Here is a 23,090-nt window from a genome sequence, read left to right as displayed (position 1 = left end):
GACGATGCGGCGCAGAGGGCCGTGTCGGATGGGGCGGGCGCGCTCGACACGGCGTGCGGCGGCGGCGCCGGTGAGGCGGTTTTGTGCATGGACACCTGCGCAGCGCCCGCGTCGTCGGGCCGCCCGCAGACGCTCCCCGCCGGCAGCCGTGTGGGCGATTACGTGGTCGAGCAGAGCATCGCTCACGGCAGCTTCGGCGTCGTCTACCGCGCCGTGCACGCGGAGAGCGGCGAGCGCGCGGCGGTCAAGGTGCTCCACCCGGAGCTCGTGTTCACCCGCGAGGCAGTCGTGCGGTTCGAGCGCGAGATCCAGACGATCCGGCGGATCGACCATCCCAATGTGATCCGCATCCTCGATTGCGGCGAGCTCCCCGGGGGCCGGCCGTTCTTTGCGATGGAGCTCCTCCGCGGGGTCGATCTCCAGTCGTACATCACCTCGCGCGGCAGGCTCTCGCCGGAGGAGGCCCTCGAGATCCTGGAGCCGGTCTGCGAGGCGCTCTCGGCGGTTCACGGGAGCGCGATCGTGCACCGGGATCTCAAGGCCTCGAACGTGTTCATCGCCGACGAGGGCGGTCCTGCGCGCGTGATCCTCCTCGACTTCGGCGTCGCCAAGGTCCTTGACGACGCGGGGCCGGGCATCACGGCGCCGACGCACCTGCTCGGCACGCCGGCGTGCATGGCGCCCGAGCAGATCCGGGGGCAGGCGGCGGACCCGAGGACGGACGTCTACGCCCTCGGCGCGCTCGCCTATTACATGCTGACAGGCAAGCTCCCGTTCCTCGACTCGATGCTCGCGACGCTCCTGCACATGCACCTCTGGGTGCTCCCGCCGAGCCCGAGCCGCGAGGCGCCCGTGAGCCCCGAGCTCGACGGCGTGGTGCTCCGCGCGATGGCCAAGGACCCGGCCGCGCGGCACCAGACGGCGGCGGAGTTCATCGAGGGGCTCCGCGCCGCCGTGGCCGCGGCCCGCAAGAGCGTCGCGCCGCTGCCGGGGAGCCCGGAGGAGCGCCGGGTGGGCGCGATCCACGTCGAGGTGCGCGCGGCGTGCGGCGCCGCCGACGAGCCTGACGACGCGCTGCTCGCCGACATGGACGCGGTGCTGCCGCGCGCGTCGCGCTTCCTCGCGGCGCGGGGCTTCGGCGCGGCGATGGAGACGGGCAATACGCTGCTGTTCTTCAAGGAGCTCGCCGCCCCGGCGCCGTCGGACCGGGCGTCGCGGCGGGAGATCGTGGAGGCCGCGCTGCTGCTCGAGCGCGAGCTCTCCGAGCGCGGGGGGCGCGACGCGCGGGTGCAGGTGAACCTCTGCCTGCACGCGGGTCGGGCGCTGATGCGCGCGTCGGAGGTCGTCGGCGGAGAGGTGATGGATGTCGAGGCGTGGGCGCCGGAGGTCGAGCTGCCCGGCGTGCTCGCGACGGCGGCGATGCTCGACGGCCTCGACGTCGACGCGGAGCCGCTGGAGCGCGCGCCGGAGCTCCTGCGGGTGGCGCGCCTCTCGGCGGCGCCGCGCTCGCGCTAGCTCCGCGCACCGGAGATCCTGGCGAGGCGCGGGGTCAGGCGGCGCGGCGGCGGCCCGCCCGGCGCGGGAGGCGCGGGATGCCGGGGAGCGCCGCTATTGCGGCACCGGGAGCGCGGCGCTCGAGTCCGCGAGCCTCCCGATCACGATATCGCGCATCTGCCTCGAGTAGTACGTCGAGCCTGCTTGCGGGCTCCAGGTGTATCCCACGATCGCGCCGGTGCTGCTGCTCGCATAAAGGCGCATGTCGCCCCGCCCGACGCCCGGGTGCCAGGAGCCGTCCGACGTGCGCCGGGTGTCCGTCATCCCGTGGCCGGTGGTGCTCGCGTCGAGGACGGTGAGCACGTACTGGGTCGTGCCCGCGATGAGCGGATAGGTGCCCGAGCGCGGCACCGCGGCGCTCGCCGCGATGGCGACGTGCCCGGAGGCCGTGGTCCCCGTCGGATACTCGATGGCGATGATGTCGCCCGCCTGGATCTCGTCCACCGTCAGGATCTCGTCGAAGCCGTCCTCCGCGACGATCCTGTCGTGGTAGAGGACGGCGTTGGGGCTCGTGCTGCCGAACCACGCGGCGATGTCGTAGGTCGACAGGTCATAGGCCCGCTTGAGGACCTGGGTGACGAACGAGGCGCACAGGCTGCGGCTCCGGTACTCGGTCGCCCCCTCGACGCCGGCCCAGTAAACATAGGTCGTGCCGCTGCCGTATTCGTTGTTCTCCGGGGCGATGTGCGCGACGAGGGTGTCGGCCCAGTAGAAATGGCTGGGCGCCTCGAGCGACTGGCCCGCTGCCGGGAGCGGCGCGAGCAGGCTCAATCCCGCCAGGGCGACGGCTGGAAGCGCGCGAACGACGGATCGTGAGCTCATGCACTTCATTGCACTCATGGTTTCCTCCCGTGTGGAATCGATGGTTCCGCGTGGGGTGATCTCACCCGATGCCGGGGGCCCGGCGAGCGTCGCGGCGGAGCTCCGGCGAAGCGAAGTGGGGCACGAAGCTACCCAACATACGCTGCTCGCTCGGCCGCTACAATCGCCGTCGCAGCCGTCGCCGCGGCGCTCGGCCCCGCGCGATTCGCCGCTCGCCGCTCGCCACAGTTGGTTTCATTCGAACAGCGTTCCCTCCATGTCCACAGCGCGCCTTCTCCGGACGACATCCGTGCACGTCTTCATAGGGCCGCGCGGCGGCGCCCACCGCGGGCGCGCGGAGCGGCTGTGATGCGGTGATCGCGGCCGGCGGCCCTCGTCGAGCACCTCTCTCCGGAGGGCAGGGGGGGTGACCGCCCCGCGCGCCGGGGCGCGCCGCCCCGGCGCCGGCCGGCTCACCGGCGGGTCCGCCGGCGCCTATTTCCGCCGTTTTGTTGACAGATCCGCGCAGTTCGATTGGATGGCCGCGTGCCCCCCGTGAAGCGCGCATCGACCGACCTCCACCCCGTCCTGACGCTCGGCGACTCCTTGGATCACTATGCCTCCTGGCCGAGGCCCACGGTGATCGTCTCCGACGGCGCGTATGGCGTCTCCGGCTTTCCCGGCGATCCCCCGACGCACGAGGGGCTCGCCGCGTGGTACGCGCCCCACGTCGCCGTCTGGTCGGAGCGCGCTTTGCCGTCGGCCACCCTGTGGTTCTGGGGGACCGAGGTCGGCTGGGCGACCGTGCACCCGCTGCTCGATCAGCACGGCTGGGAGTACCGGAGCTGCCATGTGTGGGACAAGGGGATCGCCCACATCGCCGGCAACGCGAACACCCGGACGCTGCGCAAGTTCCCGGTCGTGAGCGAGGTGTGCGTGCAGTACGTCCGCAAGGTCCTGCTGGAGAGCGGCGGCGTGCGGCTGCCCCTCAAGGCCTGGCTGCGGCACGAATGGGAGCGCTCGGGCCTCCCGCTGCGCCAGACGAACGAGGCGTGCGGCGTGAAGAACGCCGCCACGAGGAAGTATTTCACGCGCTGCCATCTCTGGTATTACCCCCCCGCCTCGGCGTTCGAGCGGATCGTCGCGTTCGCGAACGCGCACGGCCGCCCCGAGGGGCGGCCCTACTTCTCGGTCGACGGCAAGCGGCCGCTGACGGGCCATGAATGGGCGAGCCTGCGCGCGAAGTTCCATTGCGAAGTGGGGGTGACCAACGTCTGGCACGAGCCCGCGGTCCGCGGCGCCGAGCGCTTCAAGGAGGAGACTCGCTCCGTCCACGGCAACCAGAAGCCCCTCAAGCTGCTCGATCGCATCATCCGGGCGTCGTCCGATCCGGGCGATGTCGTCTGGGAGCCGTTCGGCGGGCTCTGCTCGGTCGCGGTGGCGGCGTTCGCGGCGGGCAGGCGCTGCTACAGCGCCGAGATCGCGCCCACGTACCACGCCGTCGCCTCGAGCCGCCTCGCGAAGTGCATGCCGCAGCCGCGCGCCGCGATCTCGGCGGCGTGACGGCCGGTGTCGGCCCCGCTCGCCCGCGTGGTACCCTGCTCCGCCATGGCGACGCCGAAGATCGTGACGGTGGGAGGAGGAACGGGCCATTACACGCTCCTCACGGGCCTGCGCGACCTGAGCGCCCGGATCACCGCGATCGTGACCATGATGGACTCGGGCGGGAGCTCCGGCAGGCTCCGGGACGAGTACGGCCTCCTGCCCCCGGGCGACTTCACGCGTTGCCTCGTCGCCCTGTCCGAGCACCCGGACGCGCTGAAGGAGCTGCTCAGCCACCGCTTCCGCTCGGGGAGCCTCGGCGGGCACACCCTGCGCAACCTGATATTCACGGCGGTGCAGGAGATCACCGGCTCGCTCCCCCTCACGGTCGAGCGCCTGCACGAGATCTTCTCCGTCAAGAACCGCGTCCTCCCCGTCACGATGGACCATGTCGATCTCGTGATGTGCCTCGAGAACGACCGGACCATCCGCGGGGAAGCGTCGATTGACAACCTCTCCGACATGCTCGATGCGCCGGTGCTCTCGGTCTATCTCGACCCGGAGGCCCAGGCCTATCCAGCCGCGCTCGAGGCGATCGCGGACGCGGATCTCATCATCCTCGGGCCGGGCGATCTCTACACGAGCCTCGTGCCGAACCTCCTCGTCAAGGGGGTGCGCGAGGCGATCGCGGCGAGCCGCGCCCGCGCGCTGTTCGTGTGCAATCTCATGACCAAGCCCAACGAGACACCCGGCTACACGGTCGAGGATTTCGTGGGGACCATCGCGATGTACCTCGGCGAAGCCCGGCTCGACGCGGTGCTGTTCAACGACGTGTGGCCCTCGGCCAGCCTGCAGGAGTACGCCTCCGCCGGCTCCGAGCCGGTCGTGACCTCGCCGGACCGGCGGCTCGCCTCCGACCTCCTCGTCCCCGCGGATCTGCTGTTCGGCGGCAAGCTGATCCGCCACGACCCGCACAAGCTCTCGTCCGCGATCGTGTCGCTCGCCAGGGAGCGCGCGTGGTGGTGAGCTGCGAGGGCGCTCGGCCCGTCAAGCCGCCTTCGGCGCGTCGTACCGGTAGAAGGGCGTGTTGACGATCACGATGCCCTGCCGTCCATGCTCTCCTCGTCGCCTTCGCCGCCGGGTGGCCTGACGCCGGCCGACCGCCAACGCCTTCGACCGCCGCAACCACGTTGAGCGCGTAAAATGTGATTTAAGTTACGAATTGCGAAGTGTGTTCTCTGGATCGCCGGGCGCTCGCCTGGCGTCGCCCCCATCGCCCTCGCGCTCGGGGCCTCGCCCGGCTCCGTCCGCGTCCCGGTGTCCTCGTCGGAGCGCCGACGGGGCGTGAGCCCTTGAGGCGAGATCATTTGCCACGCCCGGCCAAGTTGCCCCATCGCCGCCGAGCGCCCGCGCACGCGATCGCCCTTGCTGCTGGCGCGGGCAGCGCGAAGCGCCGTCGCTGCGCCGCCCGTTGCGCGATTCTCCAGACTGGTATGTGCTTCGCATAGAGCCGGGAGCTATCCCCATCTCAGAGGCTTGATCATTCAGGACGAGGTAGAGCGCTATGAGCACCATCGGTAACGACCAGTACACTTCGACCGGGTACAAGAACGGGATCTACGAGGGCGGCTCGCAGGAGGCCGGCTCGCAGGAGTCGAGCTCGCAGCAGGCGCAGGGCGGCGACGGCGGGATGAGCCTCGACATGCTGCTCAAGTTCGCCAAGGACGTGCAGAGCAAGGTCAAGGACGTCCCCTACATCGTTCCCATCGCGATCGGCGGAGCGGCGTTCGCGATCGGCGTGCTCGCGAGCTCGAAGATCCTGCGCCAGCTCACCCTCCTCGCCGGCGGCTACGTGGTCAAGTACGCGATCCAGAACGCCCCGAAGGATCAGATCGTCGACTTCGCGAAGAAGGTCGTGTCCGACTCGTTCCGGGCCTCGTCGAGGGCCTGATCCAGCGACCCCACGGCGGCATGTGCGGGGTCGCTCGCCCGGAGCGCGCAGCTCTCGGTGACGGCAGCCTGAACCGGCCCTGACCCAGCCTCCGCCGCGCCGACGGCGCACGCGCTCCCGTCTCCTCGCACGAAGCGATGGGGGCGCGCGCGCCGCCTGCGCACGGGTCAGGAGGACGCCATGCATCTCTACGAGAGCTTCGAGGTCCGCTGGTTTTTGCCCGTCGACGACGCCCGGGTGCAGCGGCTCACGTCGTGGTTTTCCGGCGCGTCGTCCTCCGAGCCGCCGCGGACCGACCGCTACCTCCGCGTCCAGCGCGCCGATCTCGGGATCAAGATGCGCGGCGGGGCGGCGAGCCTGGAGACGAAGTTCCGGCGCTGCGCCTTCGGCCCCATCCACTTCTCGCCCACGATCCTGGGCGAGCTGGAGCGGTGGACCAAGCTGTCTCACCGCTCGACGGACGCCGACGACGGGGGGCGCGGGTGGACGACGCTCAGAAAAGAGCGCCAGGTGCGGGTGTTCGGGGTGGCGAGCGGCCGCGTCGCCGAGGCGACGGGCGGGAGGATCCCCGGCGCCGGCTGCGCGGTGGAGCTGACCCGCGTCGACCTCGTGGACGGCAAGGGCAACGCCGCGCCGGCGGCGTGGACGCTGGGGCTCGAGGCGTTCGGCCCGGAGGAGACCCTGCTCGAGGCGCTCTACGGCGTGGGCCGGGCGGTGTTCGCGCAGCTGCCCGACCTCAGGCTGGCGGCCGCGGACTCGAAGGGATATCCGGCGTGGCTCGCAGAGAGGCCGGCGAATCGGTGAGGCGGTGCGCGGCCGACGCGGCGCGCGCGTCGGGCCGCCGGGCCGCCGCGCCCGCGAGCCACGAGGCCGCGCCGCAGGCGGCCATGACGGCCGCCATGGGGCGCATGGTGCCGTCGTTCAGGAGACCGACCAGCGACGAGGCGCAGGCCGCGATCGCGAACTGAACCGAGCCGAGCGCCGCGGAGGCGAGCCCCGCGCGCGCGGCTTGCCCGTCCATCGCCAGCGCCGTCGCGTTGGCGTTGATGAAGCCGAGGCTCGCCACGAACGCGAAGATCGAGCCGACCACGGCGGTGAGCCCGCCCCAGCGGCCGACCGCGACCGCGACGAGGACCACGCCGAACGCCGTGGTCGCGGCCGTCGCCCGCGCGAGCAGCTGGGCGGGCGATCTCCGCGCGAGCAGCCGGTGGTTCAGCTGGGCGGCGGCGATGAGGCCGAACGCGTTCGCGCCGAAGATCCAGCCGTAGTGCTGGGGCGAGACGTGAAACAGCTCGATGAGCACGAACGGCGAGCCCGAGATGTACGCGAACATGCCGGCCTGGCCGAAGGCGCCCGTCAGGGTGTACGCGACGAAGGCGTGATCCCGCCCGAGGGCGCCGAGGTGCGCGCCGATCGCGCGGAGGTCGAGCCGCTCGGCCCGAGAGGCCGCCGTCTCGGGCAGCGCGGCGGCCATGAGCGCGAGGCAGCCGAGGCCGAGCGCGGCGAGCAGCGCGAAGATGGCGCGCCAGCCGGCGACGAGGAGCATCCAGCCGCCGAGGGTCGGCGCGAGGATGGGAGCGGCCCCCATGACGAGCATGAGCAGCGAGAGCAGCCGCGCGGCGGCGGCCCCGCCGTAGAGGTCGCGGACCACGGCCCGCGTCACGACCTGCCCCGCGGCGCCGCCGACGGCCTGGAGGAAGCGAAGCGCGATGAGCGACTGCACGCTCGGCGCGAGCGCGCACCCGAGCGACGCGAGCACGTAGAGCGCGAGGCCGACGTACAGGGGGCGCTTGCGGCCGAACCGATCGGTCAGCGGGCCGTAGGCGAGCTGCCCCAGGCCGAGCCCCGCGAAGTACGCGGCGAGCGTGAGCTGCACCGCGGAGGCGGTGGTGCCGAGCTCGCGCTGCAGCGTCGGCAGGCTCGGCAGGTACATGTCGATGGAGAGCGGGCCCAGCGCCATGAGCGCGCCGAGGATGAGGGCGAGGAAACCGGGGCTCCTTCGCGGGATGGGCGAGCTCGGCATCGTTGGCGGACGAGCTATGTAGGGCACACGGCGTCCGTCGGCCAGGGACGCTCAGCGGCCCTCTATCTGCGCAGCACGCGCCCCTGCCGCGTCTTGCTCGTCAGCGCGCCGTCCTGCGCCACCACCTCGCCGGTGATCAGGACGGCCCGGATCCCCGACGGCGGCGCGTCCGCTCGGCGCGGCGTCGTGTTGTCCGCCACCGCGGCCGGATCGAAGACGACGAGATCCGCCCAGTGCCCGGGCAAGATGCGCCCCACGCCGCGGAGCCCGATCCGCTCGGCGGGCAGCGAGGTCATCCGGCGCACGGCCTCCTCGAGCCGGAACAGGCCGAGGTCGCGGCTGTAATGGCCGAGCACGCGCGGGAACGTGCCGAACGACGCCGGGTTGTGCCGGCCGCGCCGGGTGAGGATGGCGTCGGTCTCGAACGCGCAGAGCGGGTGCGAGAGCACGGTCCGGAGCGGCTCGTCCCGCGCACCCACGCCGGAGTACGTGTCCAGGAGGACGCGCGCCCTGCCGTCGCTCACGCGGGCGACGTGCACGTAGGCGTCGAACGCGCTCCTGCCGAGGCGCCCCGCGATCTCCTCGAAGTCGAGCCCCTCGAGCTCGGCGAGCTCCGGCGCTGCGCCCCAGAGCAGCCGGATGTCCGCGTACTCCAGCCCGAGGAGCCGCCGGAACATCGCGAACTCCCGCCGGAGCCTCCGGAGGACCGCCGGGTCGTTGATGCGGGCGCGAAAGCCGTCGAGCACCCAGGCGGGGAAGAGGGCGTTCACCGTGGTGTTGCCGACCGTGTAGGGGAACGCGTCGAACGCGGCGTCGACCCCCCGGTCCACGGCCCGCTCGATCGCGCGGAGCACCCACGGCGCCGTGGGCCACGTCCGACGGCCGATGAAGATCTGGTGCGAGAGCTGGATCTTCACGCGGCCCTCCTCCGCCAGGCCGAGCAGCTCGCGGACGGAGCGGAGGTTGTGCGGCGGGCCGAGGAGCAGCGGCCTGTAGAACGGCGAGACCCACGTGTAGGCCCGGCCGTGGACCGTGAACACGCCGCCCTCGTCGGCCACGGTCCGGAGCAGGCCGAGGAGCTCGTCCCTGCGCGCGAAGACCCCCGGCGTGTAGGCCAGCCCGGCCGAGAGCCCGAACGCGCCCTCGCGGAGCGACGCGCGCGCGAGCGCGCAGAGCGCCGCCATCTGCTTCGAGCCCGGGCGAGCGGCGCTGTTGCCCATGACCGCCTGACGGAGCGTGCCGTGGCCGACCAGGAGCGCGGCATTGACGAGCAGCCCGCCGCCCTCGAGGGCGCTCAGGAGCTCGCCCATCGATCGCCATGGATAGGCGAGCGCTCCGTCCTTCAGGATCTCCGCGGAGTGCTCCACCAGCGGGATCGACGCGTCGGTGACCGGGGCAGGGGAGTGCCCGCAGTTGCCCGCCACCACGGTCGTGATGCCCTGGGCGACCATCGGCGCGAGGACGCGCTCGTGGTCCGGCAGCGGGAGGAGCCAGTCGACGTGCGAGTGGATGTCGATGAAGCCGGGGGCGACGGCGAGCCCGCCGGCGTCGAGCGTGCGCCCTCCGTGGAGCGCGCCTGGCCCGGCGATCGCCGCCACCTTGCCGCCCTGGATCCCCAGGTCCGCCAGGTAGCGAGGCTGGCCGCTGCCGTCGAGGATCGTCCCCCGCGAAACGACGAGATCGAACTCCATCGGAAACCCCTTGTCGGTGAAGCGCCGCTCCGCCTGAAGGAGCGCGCGTGCCCGGCGAGCGCCGGGAGGCGCCCCATCGACGCTGCCTGGCGCGCGCGCGGCGAGCGCGCTAGTCGGTCCTCGTGCGCACGCGGATCGAGCACCTCGCCGAGGGCGGCTGGTTCGCCCTCCTCGATCCGTGGCTCCCGCGCGCCGAGGCGGACGCGCTCTTCGAGGCGCTGCGGGCCGGCGTCGCGTGGCGGCAGGACAGGATCAAGCTCTTCGGCAGCGAGTTCCTCCAGCCGCGGCTGTCGGCGTGGTACGGCGACCCCGGCGCGATCTACACCTACTCGGGGCTGACGCTCTCGCCCGAGCCGTGGTCGCCGCCGCTCGCCGAGCTCAAGGCGCGCGTGGAGTCGGCGTGCGCCGAGCTCTCCGTGGCCGAGCCGCCGCGCGCGCCCCGCCCGGCGTTCAACAGCGTGCTCTTGAACTACTACCGCGGCGGCGACGACTCCATGGGCTTCCACGCCGACGCGGAGAAGGAGCTCGGGCAAAATCCGCTGATCGCCTCCGTGTCGCTCGGTGCGCCGCGCCGCTTCGTCCTCAAGCCCGTCCGGAAATGGAAGGACGCTCCCGCGGTCGAGCTGGAGCTCGGCGGGGGGAGCCTCCTGGTGATGGGCGGGACCACCCAACACCACCACCGCCACGGCGTGCCCAAGCAGCGCGGCGTGGGGCCGCGCATCAACCTGACCTTCCGGCGCATCCTCGGGCAGGGCCCGCGCGCCGGGGCGGGGGCGTAGCGCGGCAGCGCGCCGGCCTCGCCCCGGCGCGCCGCGAGGCCGGGCGAGCCCCTCCCGCCGCGCCGTCAGGCGAGCTCGCCGCCGCCGAGGAGCAGCGCGGCGAGCTCCCCGGCCCGCTCCGGCGTCGCCGCGTCCTGGGCAGCGACCGTAATTGCCCGGATCTCCTCGGCTTTCCATCCGCCGTGGCCGCGCTCGCGCCCCGGGCTGGACGCGGCGAGCCGGACGCGCAGGAGCTCTCCGGACGCCACGACGGCGAGCTCCACGCCCCCGCCGCCCGGCTCGCCGTCGTCGCGGGAGACGGGCACCACGACGGCGCCGCGCGCCTCGAGCGCACGCGCGAGCCGCGCGCCCGGCGCTTCGGCCGGGCCGAGCGGCGGCGACCCGCCGAGCGGGGCGAGCGCCGTGGCGAGCTCCACGGACGCGACCGCCTCGGCCGCGCGCGTGCCGGCGCAGCGCACGGCGCGCTGCAGCCGCTCCGCGCGCTCGCCGTCGCGGTCGAGCGCGGCGCGGTCCGCCGGGTCGAGCCGCACCACGCAGCGGACGAGCGCGACCCCGCCGCTGCTCGGGACCTGCGCCGCCTCGAGCCGCGCGCGGCGGAGCATCGCCGCGCCGCGCGCGTCGCCCGAGGCCTCGAGCAGCGCCGCCGCCCCGCCGAGGACCGCGTCGGGGGGCGGCCGCTCCGTCGCGGCCGGGAGCGCGGCCTCCCGGTAGACCTGGTTCCAGCCGCGCCCGACGCCGGGCAGGCGCAGGAGCAGCATCAGATCGGCGAGCTCCGTCTCCGGGGTGCGCACCGCGCTCGCGAACGCGTCCCTCGCCGCCGCGAGGCGGGTCGCGTCCGCCGTGAGCGCCGCGAACGCGGGCGCGTCGACGGCGAGCGAGAAGCGCAGCGCGCTCACCTCGCGCGACCCCATCGTCCACCGCTGGGGCGGCCCGGCGAGCGCGAGCTCGGCGCCGGCGACGAGGGCCGACAGGCCGCGCTCGCCGCGCGCCTCGAGCAGCGCCGCGGCCGCGGCCTTCAGCGCGGTCAGCGCCGGGATCACGCCCCGCCCATGCGCCCGCGCCGCGCCGTCCGCTGCTCCTCGAGCGCGGCGTCCGCCTCGAGGGCCGCCTCGGCCTCGCGCCGCGCCTCGGCGTCGACCGGCTCGTGCCCCTCCCGGACCCGCACCGGCTGCACCTCGGTCGCGGCCGCCTCCGCCATGGCCGCCGCCGCGTGCCGCACGTCGTCGTACGGCTTCGCCAGGTCGAAGATCACCTTGGTGTTGCCCTGGCTCAGGTTCGCCAGCGCCTCGAAGCGCCGGAGCTCCATCGCCCCGGGCGAGCGCGCGAGGATGCTCGCCGCCTCGGCGAAGTTCTTCGCGCTCTCCACGTCGGCCTCGCTCTTGATGATCACGTAGCGCCGATCGCGCTCGGCGATGGCCCCCTTCGCGAGCACCTCCTGCATCTGCGGCGGCAGCGCGATGTCCTGGAGGCCGATCATCTCCACGTGCAGCCCCCACGCCTCCGCGACCGCCTCGACCTGCGCGCGCACCTTGGCGGCGACCTCCTCGCGGTGGGCGAGCAGCTCGTCGAGCCGCGTCTCGCCCACCACGTCGCGCAGCACGACCTTGGCGCGGTCCTTCATCGCCGTCTCGTAGTTCTCGACGGCCAGCGTGGCCTTCTCCGGGTCGACGACGCGGTAGTAGACGACCGCATCGACCATCGTGGTCACGTTGTCGCGGGTGATCACCATCTGCCGGAGGAGATCGCGGTTCTTCATCCGCATGTCGATGCGCCGCAGCTCCTGGAGCCCCGGCAGGTACATCGTGACGCCCGGGGACACGCGGCCCGTCAGCTTGCCGAGCGTGAAGCGCAGCGCCGCTTCCCACTGGTTGATCTGCCGCAGCCCCGAGGCGAGGTAGGCGACCGTGAACGTCGCGAGCAGGGTGAGGATCAGGGACATGGCCTGTCGACTCTAGCAGAGCGCTCCGCGACGGCGGCGCGCGCCGGACCGGGGCGGACGCCCGCGGTCGCGCCGGCACGGCTTCGCCCTGGTGCCGCTGCGCGGGCGGTGTACCCTCGCCCCGGCGATGAGCACCGAGCCGAGCCAGGCGTTGCGCGACGGGCGCTACGTGGTCACGCGCGCCCTGGGCGAAGGGGCTCAGGGGCACACGCTCGAGGCGGTCGACAAGCGGCTCGGCAAGCTCGTCGCGATCAAGCGGTTCCAAATCCGCGGCGCCTCGAGCTGGAAGGGCGTGGAGCTCGCCGAGCGCGAGGCGCGCGTGCTCGCCTCGCTGTCGCACCCGAGCCTGCCCGCCTACCTCGATCATTTCGAGGAGGACGGAGCGCTCTTCCTCGTGATGGAGAAGATCGAGGGCGAGAGCCTCGGCGCGATGCGCCGCCGCCGGGCCGTGCTCGGGCGGGACGAGATCGTCCGGTTCCTGCGGGACGCCTCGGGCGTTCTCGACTACCTGCACGGGCGCGCGCCGCCGGTCATCCACCGCGACATCAAGCCGAACAACGTCATCCGCAGGCCCGACGGCTCGTTCGCGATCGTCGATTTCGGCGCGGTCCGCGATCGCCTGCGCCCCGAGGGCGGGAGCACCGTGGTCGGCACCTTCGGGTACATGGCGCCGGAGCAGTTCCAGGGCCGCGCGCTGCCCGCGTCGGACGTCTACGCCGTCGGCGCGACCGCGCTCTGCCTGCTCACCGGCGAGGAGCCGGAGAACCTGCCGCACCGGGGGCTCGCGATCGACGTGGCCGCGGCGCTCGGCGGCCGCGCGGATCCGGGCCTCGTCCGGGCCCTCTCCGCGATGCTGGAGCCCGATCCGGAGCGCCGCGCCGCGCGCATCGCGCCGCTGCTCGCGGCGCTCGACGCGGGCGGCGGCCCCTCGGAGCGGCCGCGCGCCGGGCGCCCCTCGGAGCGCGACGCGCGCACGGCGTACCGCGACGCGCGCAAGGCGGAGCGCGAGGCGCGGAAGGCCTACCGCGACGCGCGCAAGGCGGAGCGGCGCGCCCGCAAGGAGGACCGGCGCGCGCGCGAGCGCGATGAGGCCGCGGCGCCGTGGCGCGGCCTCGACGGCCTGCCGCTCGCGGGCGCGCTGTTCGGCCTCACGGTCGCGCGCATCGCGGTAGGCCTCGCGCTCGGGGTGGTGGTGCCGACGGTGCTGACGCTGCTGTCGCTGGTGTTCGGCCGGGTGCTGCGCGAGCAGGCGGCGCCGAGCGTGCGCCGGGCCGGCCGCGTCGCCGAGCTCGCGCTGCGCCGCGCCACCCGCGCCGTCCGCGGGCGCCCCGCGCCGGACGGCGCCGCCCAGCGCGATCCGGGCGCGGCGGCGCGCGTGCGCATCGAGGACGAGGAGGCCCCCGGGCGCTCGCGCATCCACGACGAGGGCGACGACGAGGCGCTGGACGAGGAGCTCGACGAGCTGGAGGCCGACGGGCGGACCCGGTCGACCGCCGCGTCGAGGCCGTCGAGGACCGGCGGCCGTTGACGGCGCGCCGCCGCGGGCGCGGGGGTCAGAGGCGCCCGCGCGCCGCGTCGAGCTTCAGGCGGAAGACCTCGACGATCGCCTCGGCGAAGATCCTCCGGCTCATCTTCGAGTGGCCGGCGCGGCGGTCGACGAACACGATCGGCACCTCGACGACGCGGAGCCCTTTGCGGAGCGCCCGGTAGGTCGTCTCGATCTGGAAGGCGTAGCCGTTCGAGCGCACGCTGCCGAGATCGAGCGCGAGGAGCGCGCGCCGCGTGAACGCCTTGTAGCCGGTCGTCATGTCGCGGACGCCGACGCCCAGGATGGTGCGCGCGTAGAGCGAGCCGCCCTTCGAGAGCACGTGCCGCCCGAGGCCCCAGCCCTCGACGCCGCCCCCCGGCATGTTGCGCGAGCCGAGCACCACGTCCGCGCCCGCGGCGATCGCGTCGAGGAAGGCGGGCAGGTGGCCCGGGTCGTGCGAGAGGTCCGCGTCCATCTCGAACGCGACGTCGTAGCCGCCGTCGAGCGCGCGCTGGAACCCCTCCAGGTAGGCGGTGCCGAGCCCGAGCTTTGCCGGTCGGTGGAGCACGCGGACGCGCTCGTCGCGCGCGGCGAGCGCGTCGCCGAGGGCGCCCGTCCCGTCCGGCGACGCGTCGTCGACGACCAGCACGTGCGCGCCCGGGACCGTCGCGAGGACGGAGCTCACGAACTCGGCGAGGTTGTCTCGCTCGTTGTACGTCGGCGTGATGACGAGGATTCGGGGGGCCATCCTGGCTCGGCGCTGCGCGAGCGGGCGCTCGTGCGGCGAATCGTGCGGCGAATCGTGCGCGTCGTGCTGCGCGGGCGTCGGCCCGCGCTCAGGCCTCCGGTTCGTCGGCCGGCACCGGCACCGGCGCGATCGAGAGCACCGCCGGCGCATAGACCGCGACGGCGATCGCCTCGTCGGGCGCGCGCGCCTGGCCGTCCGCGAGGCGGTGGAGGATGTACGGCCGCGTCAGCTGCTGATGCTTCGCGGGGAAATGCGTGCCGAGCAGGTAGCCGTAGACGCGCTTCAGGTCGTCGAGGCCGCGCGGCGTGGTCGCGGCGAGGTGCATGCCGCCGTCGATGCGCGTGACCGTCACGTCGCCCTCCCGCCTGGCCGCGCCGCGGATCGGGAGCACGGCCTCGTAGCCCCACCGCGCTGGCGGATCGCTCCCGGGATCGCCCCTCAGGCCGAACAGCGGATCCTCGGCGATCGTCAGCTTCTGCCGCGCGGCCACCGCGGTCAGCCGCGCGAAGGCGGCGCGGAGCGCGGGGAGCGTGAGGGCGCGCTCGAGCGGCACGACGAGCGCCCGGGCCGTCTGACGCCACGTCTCCTCGACGGCGTAGCCGCTCGTCGTCGCCGCGGCCGCCGCGGGAGCGCCGCGGCCTCGCGGGCGGCCGAGGTGCTTCGGGGGAGGTTCGTCCGACGACATCCGGGTCGGTCGATCTACCAAACCGGCGGCGCGAGCGGAAGGTTTGGCCGGGCGCGCGCCCGGCGCCGTGCCGGTTGGCGGTTGCCGGAGACGTGCGCGCCAGTTACTTTCCTTGCCCGACAGGGCGTCCGCTCTGCATCGGGCCGACCGGCTGGAGCAGCCTCGGTCAACTCGTGGGGTCGCACCCTCGGCACGGGGGCGCGGCCCGGAACCTGAACAGCGCGGCACCGACGGAGACAAACATGGCGAGCCAGAACGTCCACACCCTCACCGACCAGAATTTCGAGGCCGAAGTCCTGAAATCAGACGTCCCCGTTCTCGTGGATTTCACGGCCACCTGGTGCGGGCCCTGCAAGGCGCTCGCCCCGATCGTCGACAAGATTGCCGACGAGTTCCAGGGCAAGGTGAAGGTCGCCAAGCTCGACATCGACAGCGCTCCGGAGACCACCCGCAAATACGGGGTGCGGAGCGTTCCGACGGTGATGGTGTTCCAGGGCGGCCAGAAGACGGGGACGCAGGTCGGCCTCACGAGCCGCGAGAAGCTGATCCAGCTCCTCGGCGTCTGAGCCGAGCTCTCCCGCCGCGAGGCCCGCGCGACGAAGCCCCGCCAGCGCCGCCCGAACGCCTCGCCCGACCGAAGCGCCGACCGAAGCGCCGCCCGAAGCGTCAACCGAACGCCCCGCCCCATCGGACGCCTCGCCCGACCAGCCGGCCCCGGCGCGCACCTGCCGCGGCGCCGCGGCGAGAGGCCGCTTCTTCGCCTGCGTCGCGCGCGCTGAGGCTTTGCTTGACCGTCGCGCGCGAGGTGACTACGTATCGCGCCGGCCACTTTCCCAGGAGTTCGTGATGGCGACGAAGATCGCAATTAACGGTTTTGGGCGCATTGGACGCTGCATTGTCCGCGCGCTCGTCGAGCGCGGCGTGAAGGATATCGAGCTGGTCGCCATCAACGACCTGACGGATCCGAAGACCCTCGCCCACCTCTTCCAGTACGACTCGATCCACCGCGAGTTCAAGGCGGCGAAGGTCGGCGCCGGCGACAAGCACATCAGCATCGGCGACCAGAAGATCGAGGTCCTCGCGCTGAAGGACCCGGCCGAGCTGCCGTGGAAGAGCCTCGGCGTCGACATCGTGCTCGAGTGCACGGGCCTCTTCACGGACAAGGCGAAGGCCGCCGGCCACATCAACGCGGGCGCCAAGCGCGTGATCATCAGCGCGCCGGCCAAGGGCCACGACCTCACGGTCGTCATGGGCGTGAACGACGAGCTCTACGACGCGCAGAAGCACACGGTCATCTCGTGCGGCTCCTGCACGACGAACTGCCTCGCCCCCATCGCCAAGGTGATGCTCGACAACTTCGGCATCGTCCGCGGCCTGATGACGACGGTGCACTCGTACACGAACGACCAGCACCTGCTCGACATCCCGCACCGGAAGGGCGACCTGCGCCGCGCGCGCGCCGCCGCGGTCAACATGATCCCCTCGAGCACCGGCGCCGCGAAGGCGCTCTCCGAGGTCATCCCGGCGCTCAAGGGCAAGTTCGACGGGCTCGCGATCCGCGTCCCCACGGTCGACGTCTCGCTCGTGGACCTCACCCTCGAGACCGAGAAGCCGATCACGAAGGACAGCATCCACGCCGCGATGAAGCAGGCCGCGGAGCAGGGTCCGATGAAGGACATCCTCAACTACACCGACCGGGAGCTCGTCTCGGGCGACTTCATCGGCTCGCCGGCGTCCAGCACGTTCGACGCCACCATGACGTCGGTCCTCGGCGACCGCTTCGCGAAGATCTTCTCGTGGTACGACAACGAGTGGGGCTTCTCGAACCGCATGATCGACCTCGCGCAGCTCGTGGCGAAGAAGGGCGTGTAGCGCCGTGAAGCTCACCGGAATCCGCTCAGTCGAGGACCTCGCCGCGGCCGGCGACGCCGGCGGCCTCAGCGGCAAGCGCGTCTTCATCCGCGTCGATTTCAACGTCCCGCTCGACAAGAAGACGGGCAAGATCACGGACGACTCGCGCATCCGCGAGGCGATCCCGACGATCAAGCTCGTCATGGAGGCGGGCGCGAAGGTGATCCTCGCGTCGCACCTCGGCCGCCCGAAGCCGGGCAAGACCGAGGGGCTCTCCCTGGAGCCGTGCGGTGGGCGGCTCAGTGAGCTCACCGGCTACGAGGTCCATCTGCCCGACGACTGCGTCGGCGACTCGCCCAAGAAGGTCATCTACGACCTGCGCGCGGGCCAGATCTGTCTCCTGGAGAACCTCCGCTTCCACGAGGAGGAGGAGAAGGACGACGATGGCTTCGCGCGCCAGCTCGCCGAGCTCTGTGACGTCTACGTCGACGACGCCTTCGGCGCCGTGCACCGCGCCCACGCGTCGGTGCACGCGCTGCCGCGCCTCGTGCGCGAGCGCGCCGCCGGCCTGCTCCTCCTGAAGGAGCTCAAGGCGCTCACCCGGCTCACCGATCGCCCGGAGAAGCCGTACGTCGCCGTCCTCGGCGGCGCCAAGGTCTCCGACAAGATCGACGTCGTCGAGGCGCTCCTCAACGTGGTCGACACCCTGTGCATCGGCGGCGCGATGGCGAACACCTTCCTCGCCGCGCAGGGCAAGAACGTGCAGAAGAGCCGGATCGAGGAGGACAAGCTCCCGCTCGCGCGCACGATCATGAGCAAGGCGCGGGATCGGGGCATCCAGCTCCTGCTCCCCGTCGACGCCGTGGTCGCCTCGGGCATCGACGCGACGCAGGGCGAGGCCGCGTCGGTCGACGCGATCCCCGAGGGCACGATGGCGCTCGACATCGGCCCCCGCTCGGTCGACCTGTTCGGCAAGGCGATCGAGAAGGCGAAGACGGTGTTCTGGAACGGCCCGATGGGCCTCTTCGAGACGCCCGCCTTCTCGAAGGGCACGTTCGACGTCGCGCGCATCATGAGCGGCGCGTCCGGCTTCACCGTCGTCGGCGGCGGCGACAGCGCGGCGGCGGTCAAGCAGGCCGGCGAGCAGATCGCCAAGGGCTTCGACCACATCTCGACCGGCGGCGGCGCTTCGCTCGAGCTCATCGAGGGCAAGCGGCTGCCGGGCGTCGAGGCGCTCCGGTCGGCCGAGGTGAGCGAGTGAAGCCCGTGAACGACGGGGGCGCGCCCGAAGCCACGGGCGTCGCCCCGCGGGCGGGCTCGCGTCGTCCGCTCATCGCCGGCAACTGGAAGATGAACGCCGGCGGGCAGGACGCCTGCCCGCTGGCGGCGGCCGTCGCCAAGGCGACCCGCGAGCTCACGCGGGCCGAGGTGGTGGTCGCGCCGCCGTTCACCGCGATCGCCGCCGTGGCGCACGAGCTCGCGGAGGCGAAGAGCGAGGTCGGCATCGCCGCGCAGAACATGAGCGCCGAGGTCTCCGGGGCGTTCACCGGCGAGATCTCCTCGGGCATGCTCAAGGACGCGGGGGCGACCTGGGTCATCCTCGGCCACAGCGAGCGGCGGCAGCTGTTCGCCGAGACCGACGAGTCGGTGGCCCGGAAGGTCGCCTCGGCGATCGCGGCCGAGCTGCGCCCCATCGTCTGCGTGGGCGAGACGCTCGAGCAGCGCGAGGCGGGCGACACGCTCGCCGTGGTCGAGCGCCAGGTCCGCGCCTTCCTCGACGAGCTCGCCAAGCAGCCCGGCTTCGGCGTCATCGCCTACGAGCCGGTCTGGGCGATCGGTACGGGCAAGGTCGCGCGCGCCGAGGACGCCCAAGAGGTGCACGCGTTCATCCGCGGCCTGCTCGCGAAGGCCTCGGAGGACCTCGCGGCCGTCACGCGCATCCTCTACGGCGGCAGCGTCAAGGCCGACAACGCCGAGGGGCTGCTCGCCCAGGACGACATCGACGGCGCCCTGGTCGGCGGAGCCTCGCTCGACGCCGCCGGCTTCGCCAAGATCGTCGACGCCGCGCACCGACTGGCGGAGCGCGCCGAACAGGGGTAGATCGGCGGGCCGCCCCCGCCTCACCGCGGGGGCGCCGGCCTGCCCTCTCGGCCCCTCGCATCCCTCTCGCACCTCACACTTTTGCCCCCCTGAGCCCGTCGCGCAGGCCAGAACGACCCAGCAGAAAGACGCCGATGCTTCACACGTTCCTCAACATCGTGCACGTGTTCGTCTGTCTGTTCCTGATCCTCGTCGTGCTCCTCCAGCAGGGCCGCGGGGGCGGGATGGGCTCGGCCATGGGCGGCGCGACGGCCCAGGTGTTCGGCGGCCGCGGCGCGGGCAACTTCATGACCCGCCTCACGGCCATCTGCGCCGCCGTCTTCATGACGACGAGCGTGGCGCTCGCCTACCTCTCGTCGGCGGGCGACCGCGAGCTGCGCGAGTTCGAGCGATCCCAGGAGAAGTAGGCTCGCGTGCTGCGGCCCGCTCCCGCGCCGGGGAGGGAGGCGGGCAGGGCGCTCGACGCGGGGTCGATCGCGGGTGGGGCCGTGGCCTCCGCCGTCCCTCTCGCGCGTGACCTTGCCCTCGTCGCCCTCGCCAAGGCTGCAGTCTCCGCGCTCGTCCTCGCGCTCGGCTTCCGTGCGGTCAGCGACGACGACTTCGCGCGCGTGGTCCTCGCGCAGGCGTGGGCCCACGCGCCCCGGCTCGACCCGACCGGGACGAGCTGGCTCCCCGTCCCCTTCTGGCTCAACGGCGCGCTCTTCCGCGTCTTCGCGCCGACCCTCGAGGTCGCCCGCGCCATCGCCTTCGCGCTCGGCGTCGCGTCGGCCGCGCTCATCTACATCTCCGCCCGCTGGATCACGGGCGACCGCCGCGCCGCGCTCGCCGGCACGCTGCTCGCCGGCGCCTTTCCGTGGAGCGCCTGCCTCGGCGTGGCGACGGTCCCCGAGCTGCCGACCGCGGCCCTCACGCTGTTCGCGGTGGCGTCGCTCGTCACGCCGCCGGCCGGGCCTGCGCCGCCGGCCGGCCGCGCCCTCCTCGGCGCGCTCGCGCTCGCGCTGGCGACGCTCTCCCGGTACGAGCCCTGGCCCGTCGCCGCCGTCTTCGCGGCGATGGCGCTGCTCTCGTCCGCCCGCCTCGGCCAGGGCCGCGCCGCGCAGGCGACGCTCGCGCTCGCGGCGCTGGCGGCGCTCGCCGGGCCCGCCGCGTGGATCGCCTGGAACCGCGTCGCCCACGGGGAGGCGCTGCACTTCCTGGCCCGCGTCGCCTCGTACCGCAGCGCGCTCGGCCCGGGCAGCGACGGCTCCCTGCTGCGGCTCTTCGCGTATCCCGCCGCGATGGTCCGCGAGGAGCCCGAGCTCTTCCTGAGCCCCATCGCCCTCGCCCTCGTCGCCTGGCGCGCCCGCCGCGGCGCCGCGCCGGGGGCCGCCCGCCCGTTCCCGCCGCTCCTCCGCGCCGCCCGTCCGTACGCGCTCCCCGGCGCGGTCGCCGCCCTCCAGATCGCGGCCCTCTCGCTCGCGCTCGTGCGCGACGGCGCGCCCACGCATCACCCCGAGCGCGCCACCCTCCTCGCCTTGCTCCTGCTCGCGCTCGCCGTCGGCGATCTCCTGGCGCGCGCCTTCCGCGGCGCCTCGTCCGGGGCGCGGAGGGCGCTCGGCGGCGCGCTCCTGGCCGTGCTCTGCGTCGGCCTCTTCTTCCGCCCCCACCTCCGCCGCGAGCACTTCAACCCGCGGACCGACGAGGTCGCCATCGGCCGCGCCGCCGCGGAGCTCACGCCTCCCTCGGCCCCCCTCCTGATCGAGGTCGTCGACTATGGCCACCTCGCGACGCTCGCCGCCCTGGGCCGCCCCTGGGTCGCGCACCCGGATCGCTCGATCGATCCGCGCGATCCTCCGGTCCGATCGAGCTTCGACGACGCCGCGTCGCTCGCGCGCCGCGCCGCCGGGCTGGGCGCCGCGTACCTCGTCGGGCGCGTCCGGCCGCCGGTGCTCGACCTCGCCGGCCCGCCGCTCGCGACGCGCGGCGCCTTCGGGCTCTGGGCCGCGCCCTCGGCGGCCGGCGCGCCGGAGGACCGCGCCGCGCCGGAGGAGCGCGCCACGCCGGAGGACCGCGCCCGGCGCCCCGCCGACCCCGCGCCGGAGGCGGCGCCGTGAGCCAGCCCGCGAGGCCGTTCTTCGCGCACGCGTCGGCGTGCATCGACGCGCCGTGCGACATCGGCGAGGGCACGAGGATATGGCACTTCTGCCACGTCTCCGCGGGCGCGCGGATCGGCCGCGACTGCGTCCTCGGGCAGAACGTCTTCGTCGCGGGCACCGCCGTCATCGGCGATGGCGTCCGGATCCAGAACAACGTGTCTGTCTATGATGGCACCCTCGTCGAGGACGACGTGTTCCTCGGCCCCTCCGCCGTCCTCACCAACGTCGTGAACCCGCGCGCGCAGATCGACCGCCGCGCCTTCCTCGACAGGACGCGCATCCGCCGCGGCGCCACCGTGGGCGCCAACGCCACCATCGTCTGCGGCGTCACGATCGGGCGCCACGCGTTCATCGGCGCCGGCGCCGTGGTCACCCGCGACGTCCCCGACTACGCGCTCGTCACCGGCGTGCCGGCCCGGCGCGCCGGCTGGATGAGCCGCCACGGTCACAAGCTCGTCGCCTCGCGCGACGGCCTGATGCGCTGCCCCGAGAGCGGCTATCGTTACGAGCGCCGCGGCGAGATCGTCCGTTGCCTCGACCTCGACGAGGACGCGCCGCTGCCGGCGCCCCGCGCCGCGGCCGCGCGCCACTACCGCGATCTCCCCCCGGCGGAGGACGACGAGGGATGACGCCGCCGGTCCCCTTCTTCGATCGCGCCCGCGGCGATCTCGCCATGCAGGACGAGCTCACCGCCGTGTTCCAGTCGGTGGTCCAGAGCGGCCGCTACATCCTCGGTCCGGAGGTCGAGGCCTTCGAGTCGGAGTGCGCCGCGTACCTCGGCGTCCGGCACGCGATCGGCGTCTCGTCCGGCACCGACGCGCTGCTCGCCGCGCTGATGGCGCTCGGCGTCGGCGCGGGCGACGAGGTGGTGTGCCCCGCGTACACCTTCTTCGCGACCGCGGGCGCCGTCCATCGCACCGGCGCGCGGCCGGTCTTCGCGGACGTGCTCCCCGGCTCCTTCAACCTGGATCCCGCCTCCCTGGCGCGCGCCCTGACCGCGCGCACCCGGGCGGTCGTCGCCGTCCACCTCTTCGGCGCCTGCGCGCCCATGGACGAGCTCCTCGCCGTCGCGCGGGGCGTGCCGGTCCTGGAGGACGCGGCCCAGGCGTTCGGCGCCGAGCGCGCGGGCCGGCGCGCCGGCGCGCTCGGGCTCCTCGGGTGCTTCTCGTTCTTTCCGACCAAGAACCTCGGCGCCTTCGGCGACGGCGGGCTCGTGACCACCGACGACGGCGACCTCGCCGATCGCGTCCGCGCGCTGCGGGCGCAGGGCGCTCGCGAGAAGCACCGCCACACGCTCGTCGGCGGCAACTTCCGGCTCGACGCGCTCCAGGCGGCGCTCCTCCGGCGCAAGCTGCCGCGGCTCGGCGCGCTCCTCGAGCGCCGGCGCGATCACGCCGCGCAGTACGCGTCGCTCCTCGGCGGCGCGGGCCTGCCGCTCTCGCTGCCGGACGCCGGCGCCGGCGGGCACACGTTCAACCAGTACGTGATTCGCCTGCACGACGCGTCCCTGCGCGACCGCTTGCGGAGCTTCCTGGCCGCGCGCGGCATCGGCACCGAGATCTACTATCCGGCGCCGCTCCACCTTCAGCCCTGCTTCGCGCCGCTCGGCCCGCCCGCCGGCGCCCTCCCGGTCGCCGAGTCCGCCGCGCGCGAGACGCTCGCGCTCCCCATCTTCCCCGAGCTCACGGGGGAAGAGGTCGCCCGCGTGGCGGCCGCGATCCGCGCGTTCTTCGGCTGACGGTGGGCCCTCGCGCGCGGGCAGG

General features: G+C 73.6%; 22 protein-coding genes. 15 read left to right on the top strand and 7 right to left on the bottom strand.

Features of this window, described 5'->3' with window-relative positions; translation table 11 throughout:
* Nucleotides 1-87: 87 nt before the first annotated feature.
* Nucleotides 88-1,515 carry a serine/threonine-protein kinase gene (locus WME83_RS42675; RefSeq protein ID WP_437315448.1) on the top strand — a complete coding sequence of 476 codons (1,428 nt, stop codon included), beginning with the start codon at nt 88-90 and terminating at the stop codon, nt 1,513-1,515.
* A 93-nt stretch (nt 1,516-1,608) separates the two neighbouring features.
* Here the strand turns inward: WME83_RS42675 and WME83_RS42670 are convergent, their stop codons facing one another.
* Complete coding sequence (locus WME83_RS42670; RefSeq protein ID WP_437315447.1) at nt 1,609-2,376, bottom strand: hypothetical protein; 768 nt, start codon at nt 2,374-2,376, stop codon at nt 1,609-1,611.
* 783 nt (nt 2,377-3,159) lie between these two features.
* Between WME83_RS42670 and WME83_RS42665 the strand changes: the two genes are divergently transcribed.
* From WME83_RS42665 to WME83_RS42650, 4 genes are all read left to right on the top strand, one after another.
* On the top strand, nt 3,160-3,918 hold the full coding sequence (locus tag WME83_RS42665; RefSeq protein ID WP_437322108.1) for a DNA methyltransferase: 759 nt from the start codon (nt 3,160-3,162) through the stop codon (nt 3,916-3,918).
* A gap of 45 nt (nt 3,919-3,963) precedes the next feature.
* Entirely contained in the window at nt 3,964-4,923 is a 960-nt protein-coding gene (locus WME83_RS42660) for a gluconeogenesis factor YvcK family protein (RefSeq protein WP_437315446.1), read from the top strand.
* Between the two features lie 538 nt (nt 4,924-5,461).
* Entirely contained in the window at nt 5,462-5,848 is a 387-nt protein-coding gene (locus tag WME83_RS42655) for a hypothetical protein (protein ID WP_061624036.1), read from the top strand.
* Nucleotides 5,849-6,028: 180 nt separating this feature from the next.
* Entirely contained in the window at nt 6,029-6,652 is a 624-nt protein-coding gene (locus tag WME83_RS42650; protein WP_437315445.1) for a hypothetical protein, read from the top strand.
* On the opposite strand, the gene WME83_RS42645 is transcribed toward WME83_RS42650, so the two are convergent.
* Nucleotides 6,585-7,871 carry a multidrug effflux MFS transporter gene (locus tag WME83_RS42645; protein ID WP_437315444.1) on the bottom strand — a complete coding sequence of 429 codons (1,287 nt, stop codon included), beginning with the start codon at nt 7,869-7,871 and terminating at the stop codon, nt 6,585-6,587. The genes WME83_RS42650 and WME83_RS42645 overlap by 68 nt on opposite strands.
* A 62-nt stretch (nt 7,872-7,933) precedes the next feature.
* Nucleotides 7,934-9,562 (bottom strand): N-acyl-D-amino-acid deacylase family protein, encoded by a 1,629-nt coding sequence (locus WME83_RS42640; protein WP_437315443.1) that lies wholly within the window; start codon nt 9,560-9,562, stop codon nt 7,934-7,936.
* 122 nt (nt 9,563-9,684) lie between these two features.
* Here WME83_RS42640 and WME83_RS42635 point away from each other — a divergent pair, with 122 nt between their 5' ends.
* A complete protein-coding gene (locus WME83_RS42635; protein ID WP_437315442.1) occupies nt 9,685-10,341 on the top strand; it encodes an alpha-ketoglutarate-dependent dioxygenase AlkB family protein in 657 nt (218 codons plus the stop codon).
* Nucleotides 10,342-10,406: 65 nt separating this feature from the next.
* Here WME83_RS42635 and WME83_RS42630 read toward each other — a convergent pair whose 3' ends face one another.
* Nucleotides 10,407-11,381 carry a hypothetical protein gene (locus WME83_RS42630; protein WP_437315441.1) on the bottom strand — a complete coding sequence of 325 codons (975 nt, stop codon included), beginning with the start codon at nt 11,379-11,381 and terminating at the stop codon, nt 10,407-10,409.
* Nucleotides 11,378-12,280, bottom strand: a complete 903-nt coding sequence (locus WME83_RS42625) for an SPFH domain-containing protein (RefSeq protein WP_437315440.1) — start codon at nt 12,278-12,280, stop codon at nt 11,378-11,380. Before WME83_RS42625 ends, WME83_RS42630 begins: the two co-directional genes overlap by 4 nt.
* 127 nt (nt 12,281-12,407) lie before the next feature.
* Between WME83_RS42625 and WME83_RS42620 the strand changes: the two genes are divergently transcribed.
* Complete coding sequence (locus WME83_RS42620) at nt 12,408-13,808, top strand: serine/threonine protein kinase (RefSeq protein ID WP_437315439.1); 1,401 nt, start codon at nt 12,408-12,410, stop codon at nt 13,806-13,808.
* Between the two features lie 25 nt (nt 13,809-13,833).
* On the opposite strand, the gene WME83_RS42615 is transcribed toward WME83_RS42620, so the two are convergent.
* Both WME83_RS42615 and WME83_RS42610 read right to left on the bottom strand, forming a co-directional pair.
* The gene (locus tag WME83_RS42615; protein WP_437315438.1) at nt 13,834-14,556 is read right to left on the bottom strand and encodes a polyprenol monophosphomannose synthase; all 723 of its coding nucleotides are present in this window, start codon (nt 14,554-14,556) and stop codon (nt 13,834-13,836) included.
* Between the two features lie 88 nt (nt 14,557-14,644).
* Nucleotides 14,645-15,241: a hypothetical protein gene (locus WME83_RS42610; protein ID WP_437315437.1), complete on the bottom strand. Its 597-nt coding sequence runs from the start codon at nt 15,239-15,241 to the stop codon at nt 14,645-14,647.
* 242 nt (nt 15,242-15,483) lie between these two features.
* Between WME83_RS42610 and trxA the strand changes: the two genes are divergently transcribed.
* The 8 genes from trxA to WME83_RS42570 all read left to right on the top strand — a co-directional run bounded on the left by trxA (nt 15,484) and on the right by WME83_RS42570 (nt 23,065).
* Nucleotides 15,484-15,807 (top strand): thioredoxin, encoded by a 324-nt coding sequence (trxA, locus tag WME83_RS42605; RefSeq protein WP_437315436.1) that lies wholly within the window; start codon nt 15,484-15,486, stop codon nt 15,805-15,807.
* 280 nt (nt 15,808-16,087) lie between these two features.
* Nucleotides 16,088-17,113 (top strand): type I glyceraldehyde-3-phosphate dehydrogenase, encoded by a 1,026-nt coding sequence (gene gap, locus WME83_RS42600; RefSeq protein ID WP_437315435.1) that lies wholly within the window; start codon nt 16,088-16,090, stop codon nt 17,111-17,113.
* 4 nt (nt 17,114-17,117) lie between these two features.
* On the top strand, nt 17,118-18,353 hold the full coding sequence (locus WME83_RS42595) for a phosphoglycerate kinase (protein WP_437315434.1): 1,236 nt from the start codon (nt 17,118-17,120) through the stop codon (nt 18,351-18,353).
* Nucleotides 18,350-19,192 carry a triose-phosphate isomerase gene (tpiA, locus tag WME83_RS42590; RefSeq protein ID WP_437315433.1) on the top strand — a complete coding sequence of 281 codons (843 nt, stop codon included), beginning with the start codon at nt 18,350-18,352 and terminating at the stop codon, nt 19,190-19,192. The genes WME83_RS42595 and tpiA overlap by 4 nt, the downstream gene beginning before the upstream one ends.
* A gap of 134 nt (nt 19,193-19,326) precedes the next feature.
* Nucleotides 19,327-19,599, top strand: a complete 273-nt coding sequence (secG, locus tag WME83_RS42585) for a preprotein translocase subunit SecG (protein ID WP_044986773.1) — start codon at nt 19,327-19,329, stop codon at nt 19,597-19,599.
* A 6-nt stretch (nt 19,600-19,605) separates the two neighbouring features.
* Nucleotides 19,606-21,285: a hypothetical protein gene (locus WME83_RS42580; RefSeq protein WP_437315432.1), complete on the top strand. Its 1,680-nt coding sequence runs from the start codon at nt 19,606-19,608 to the stop codon at nt 21,283-21,285.
* The gene (locus WME83_RS42575) at nt 21,282-21,956 is read left to right on the top strand and encodes an acyltransferase (RefSeq protein WP_437315431.1); all 675 of its coding nucleotides are present in this window, start codon (nt 21,282-21,284) and stop codon (nt 21,954-21,956) included. Before WME83_RS42580 ends, WME83_RS42575 begins: the two co-directional genes overlap by 4 nt.
* The gene (locus WME83_RS42570) at nt 21,953-23,065 is read left to right on the top strand and encodes a DegT/DnrJ/EryC1/StrS family aminotransferase (protein WP_437315430.1); all 1,113 of its coding nucleotides are present in this window, start codon (nt 21,953-21,955) and stop codon (nt 23,063-23,065) included. Before WME83_RS42575 ends, WME83_RS42570 begins: the two co-directional genes overlap by 4 nt.
* Nucleotides 23,066-23,090 lie beyond the last annotated feature (25 nt).

Origin of the sequence: Sorangium sp. So ce385, assembly GCF_051474135.1 — a bacterium.
Taxonomy (GTDB): Bacteria; Myxococcota_A; Polyangia; order Polyangiales; family Polyangiaceae; genus Sorangium; species Sorangium cellulosum_D.
The sequence above is the reverse complement of the archived record's forward strand: the minus strand, read 5'-3'. Positions and strand labels throughout refer to the sequence as shown.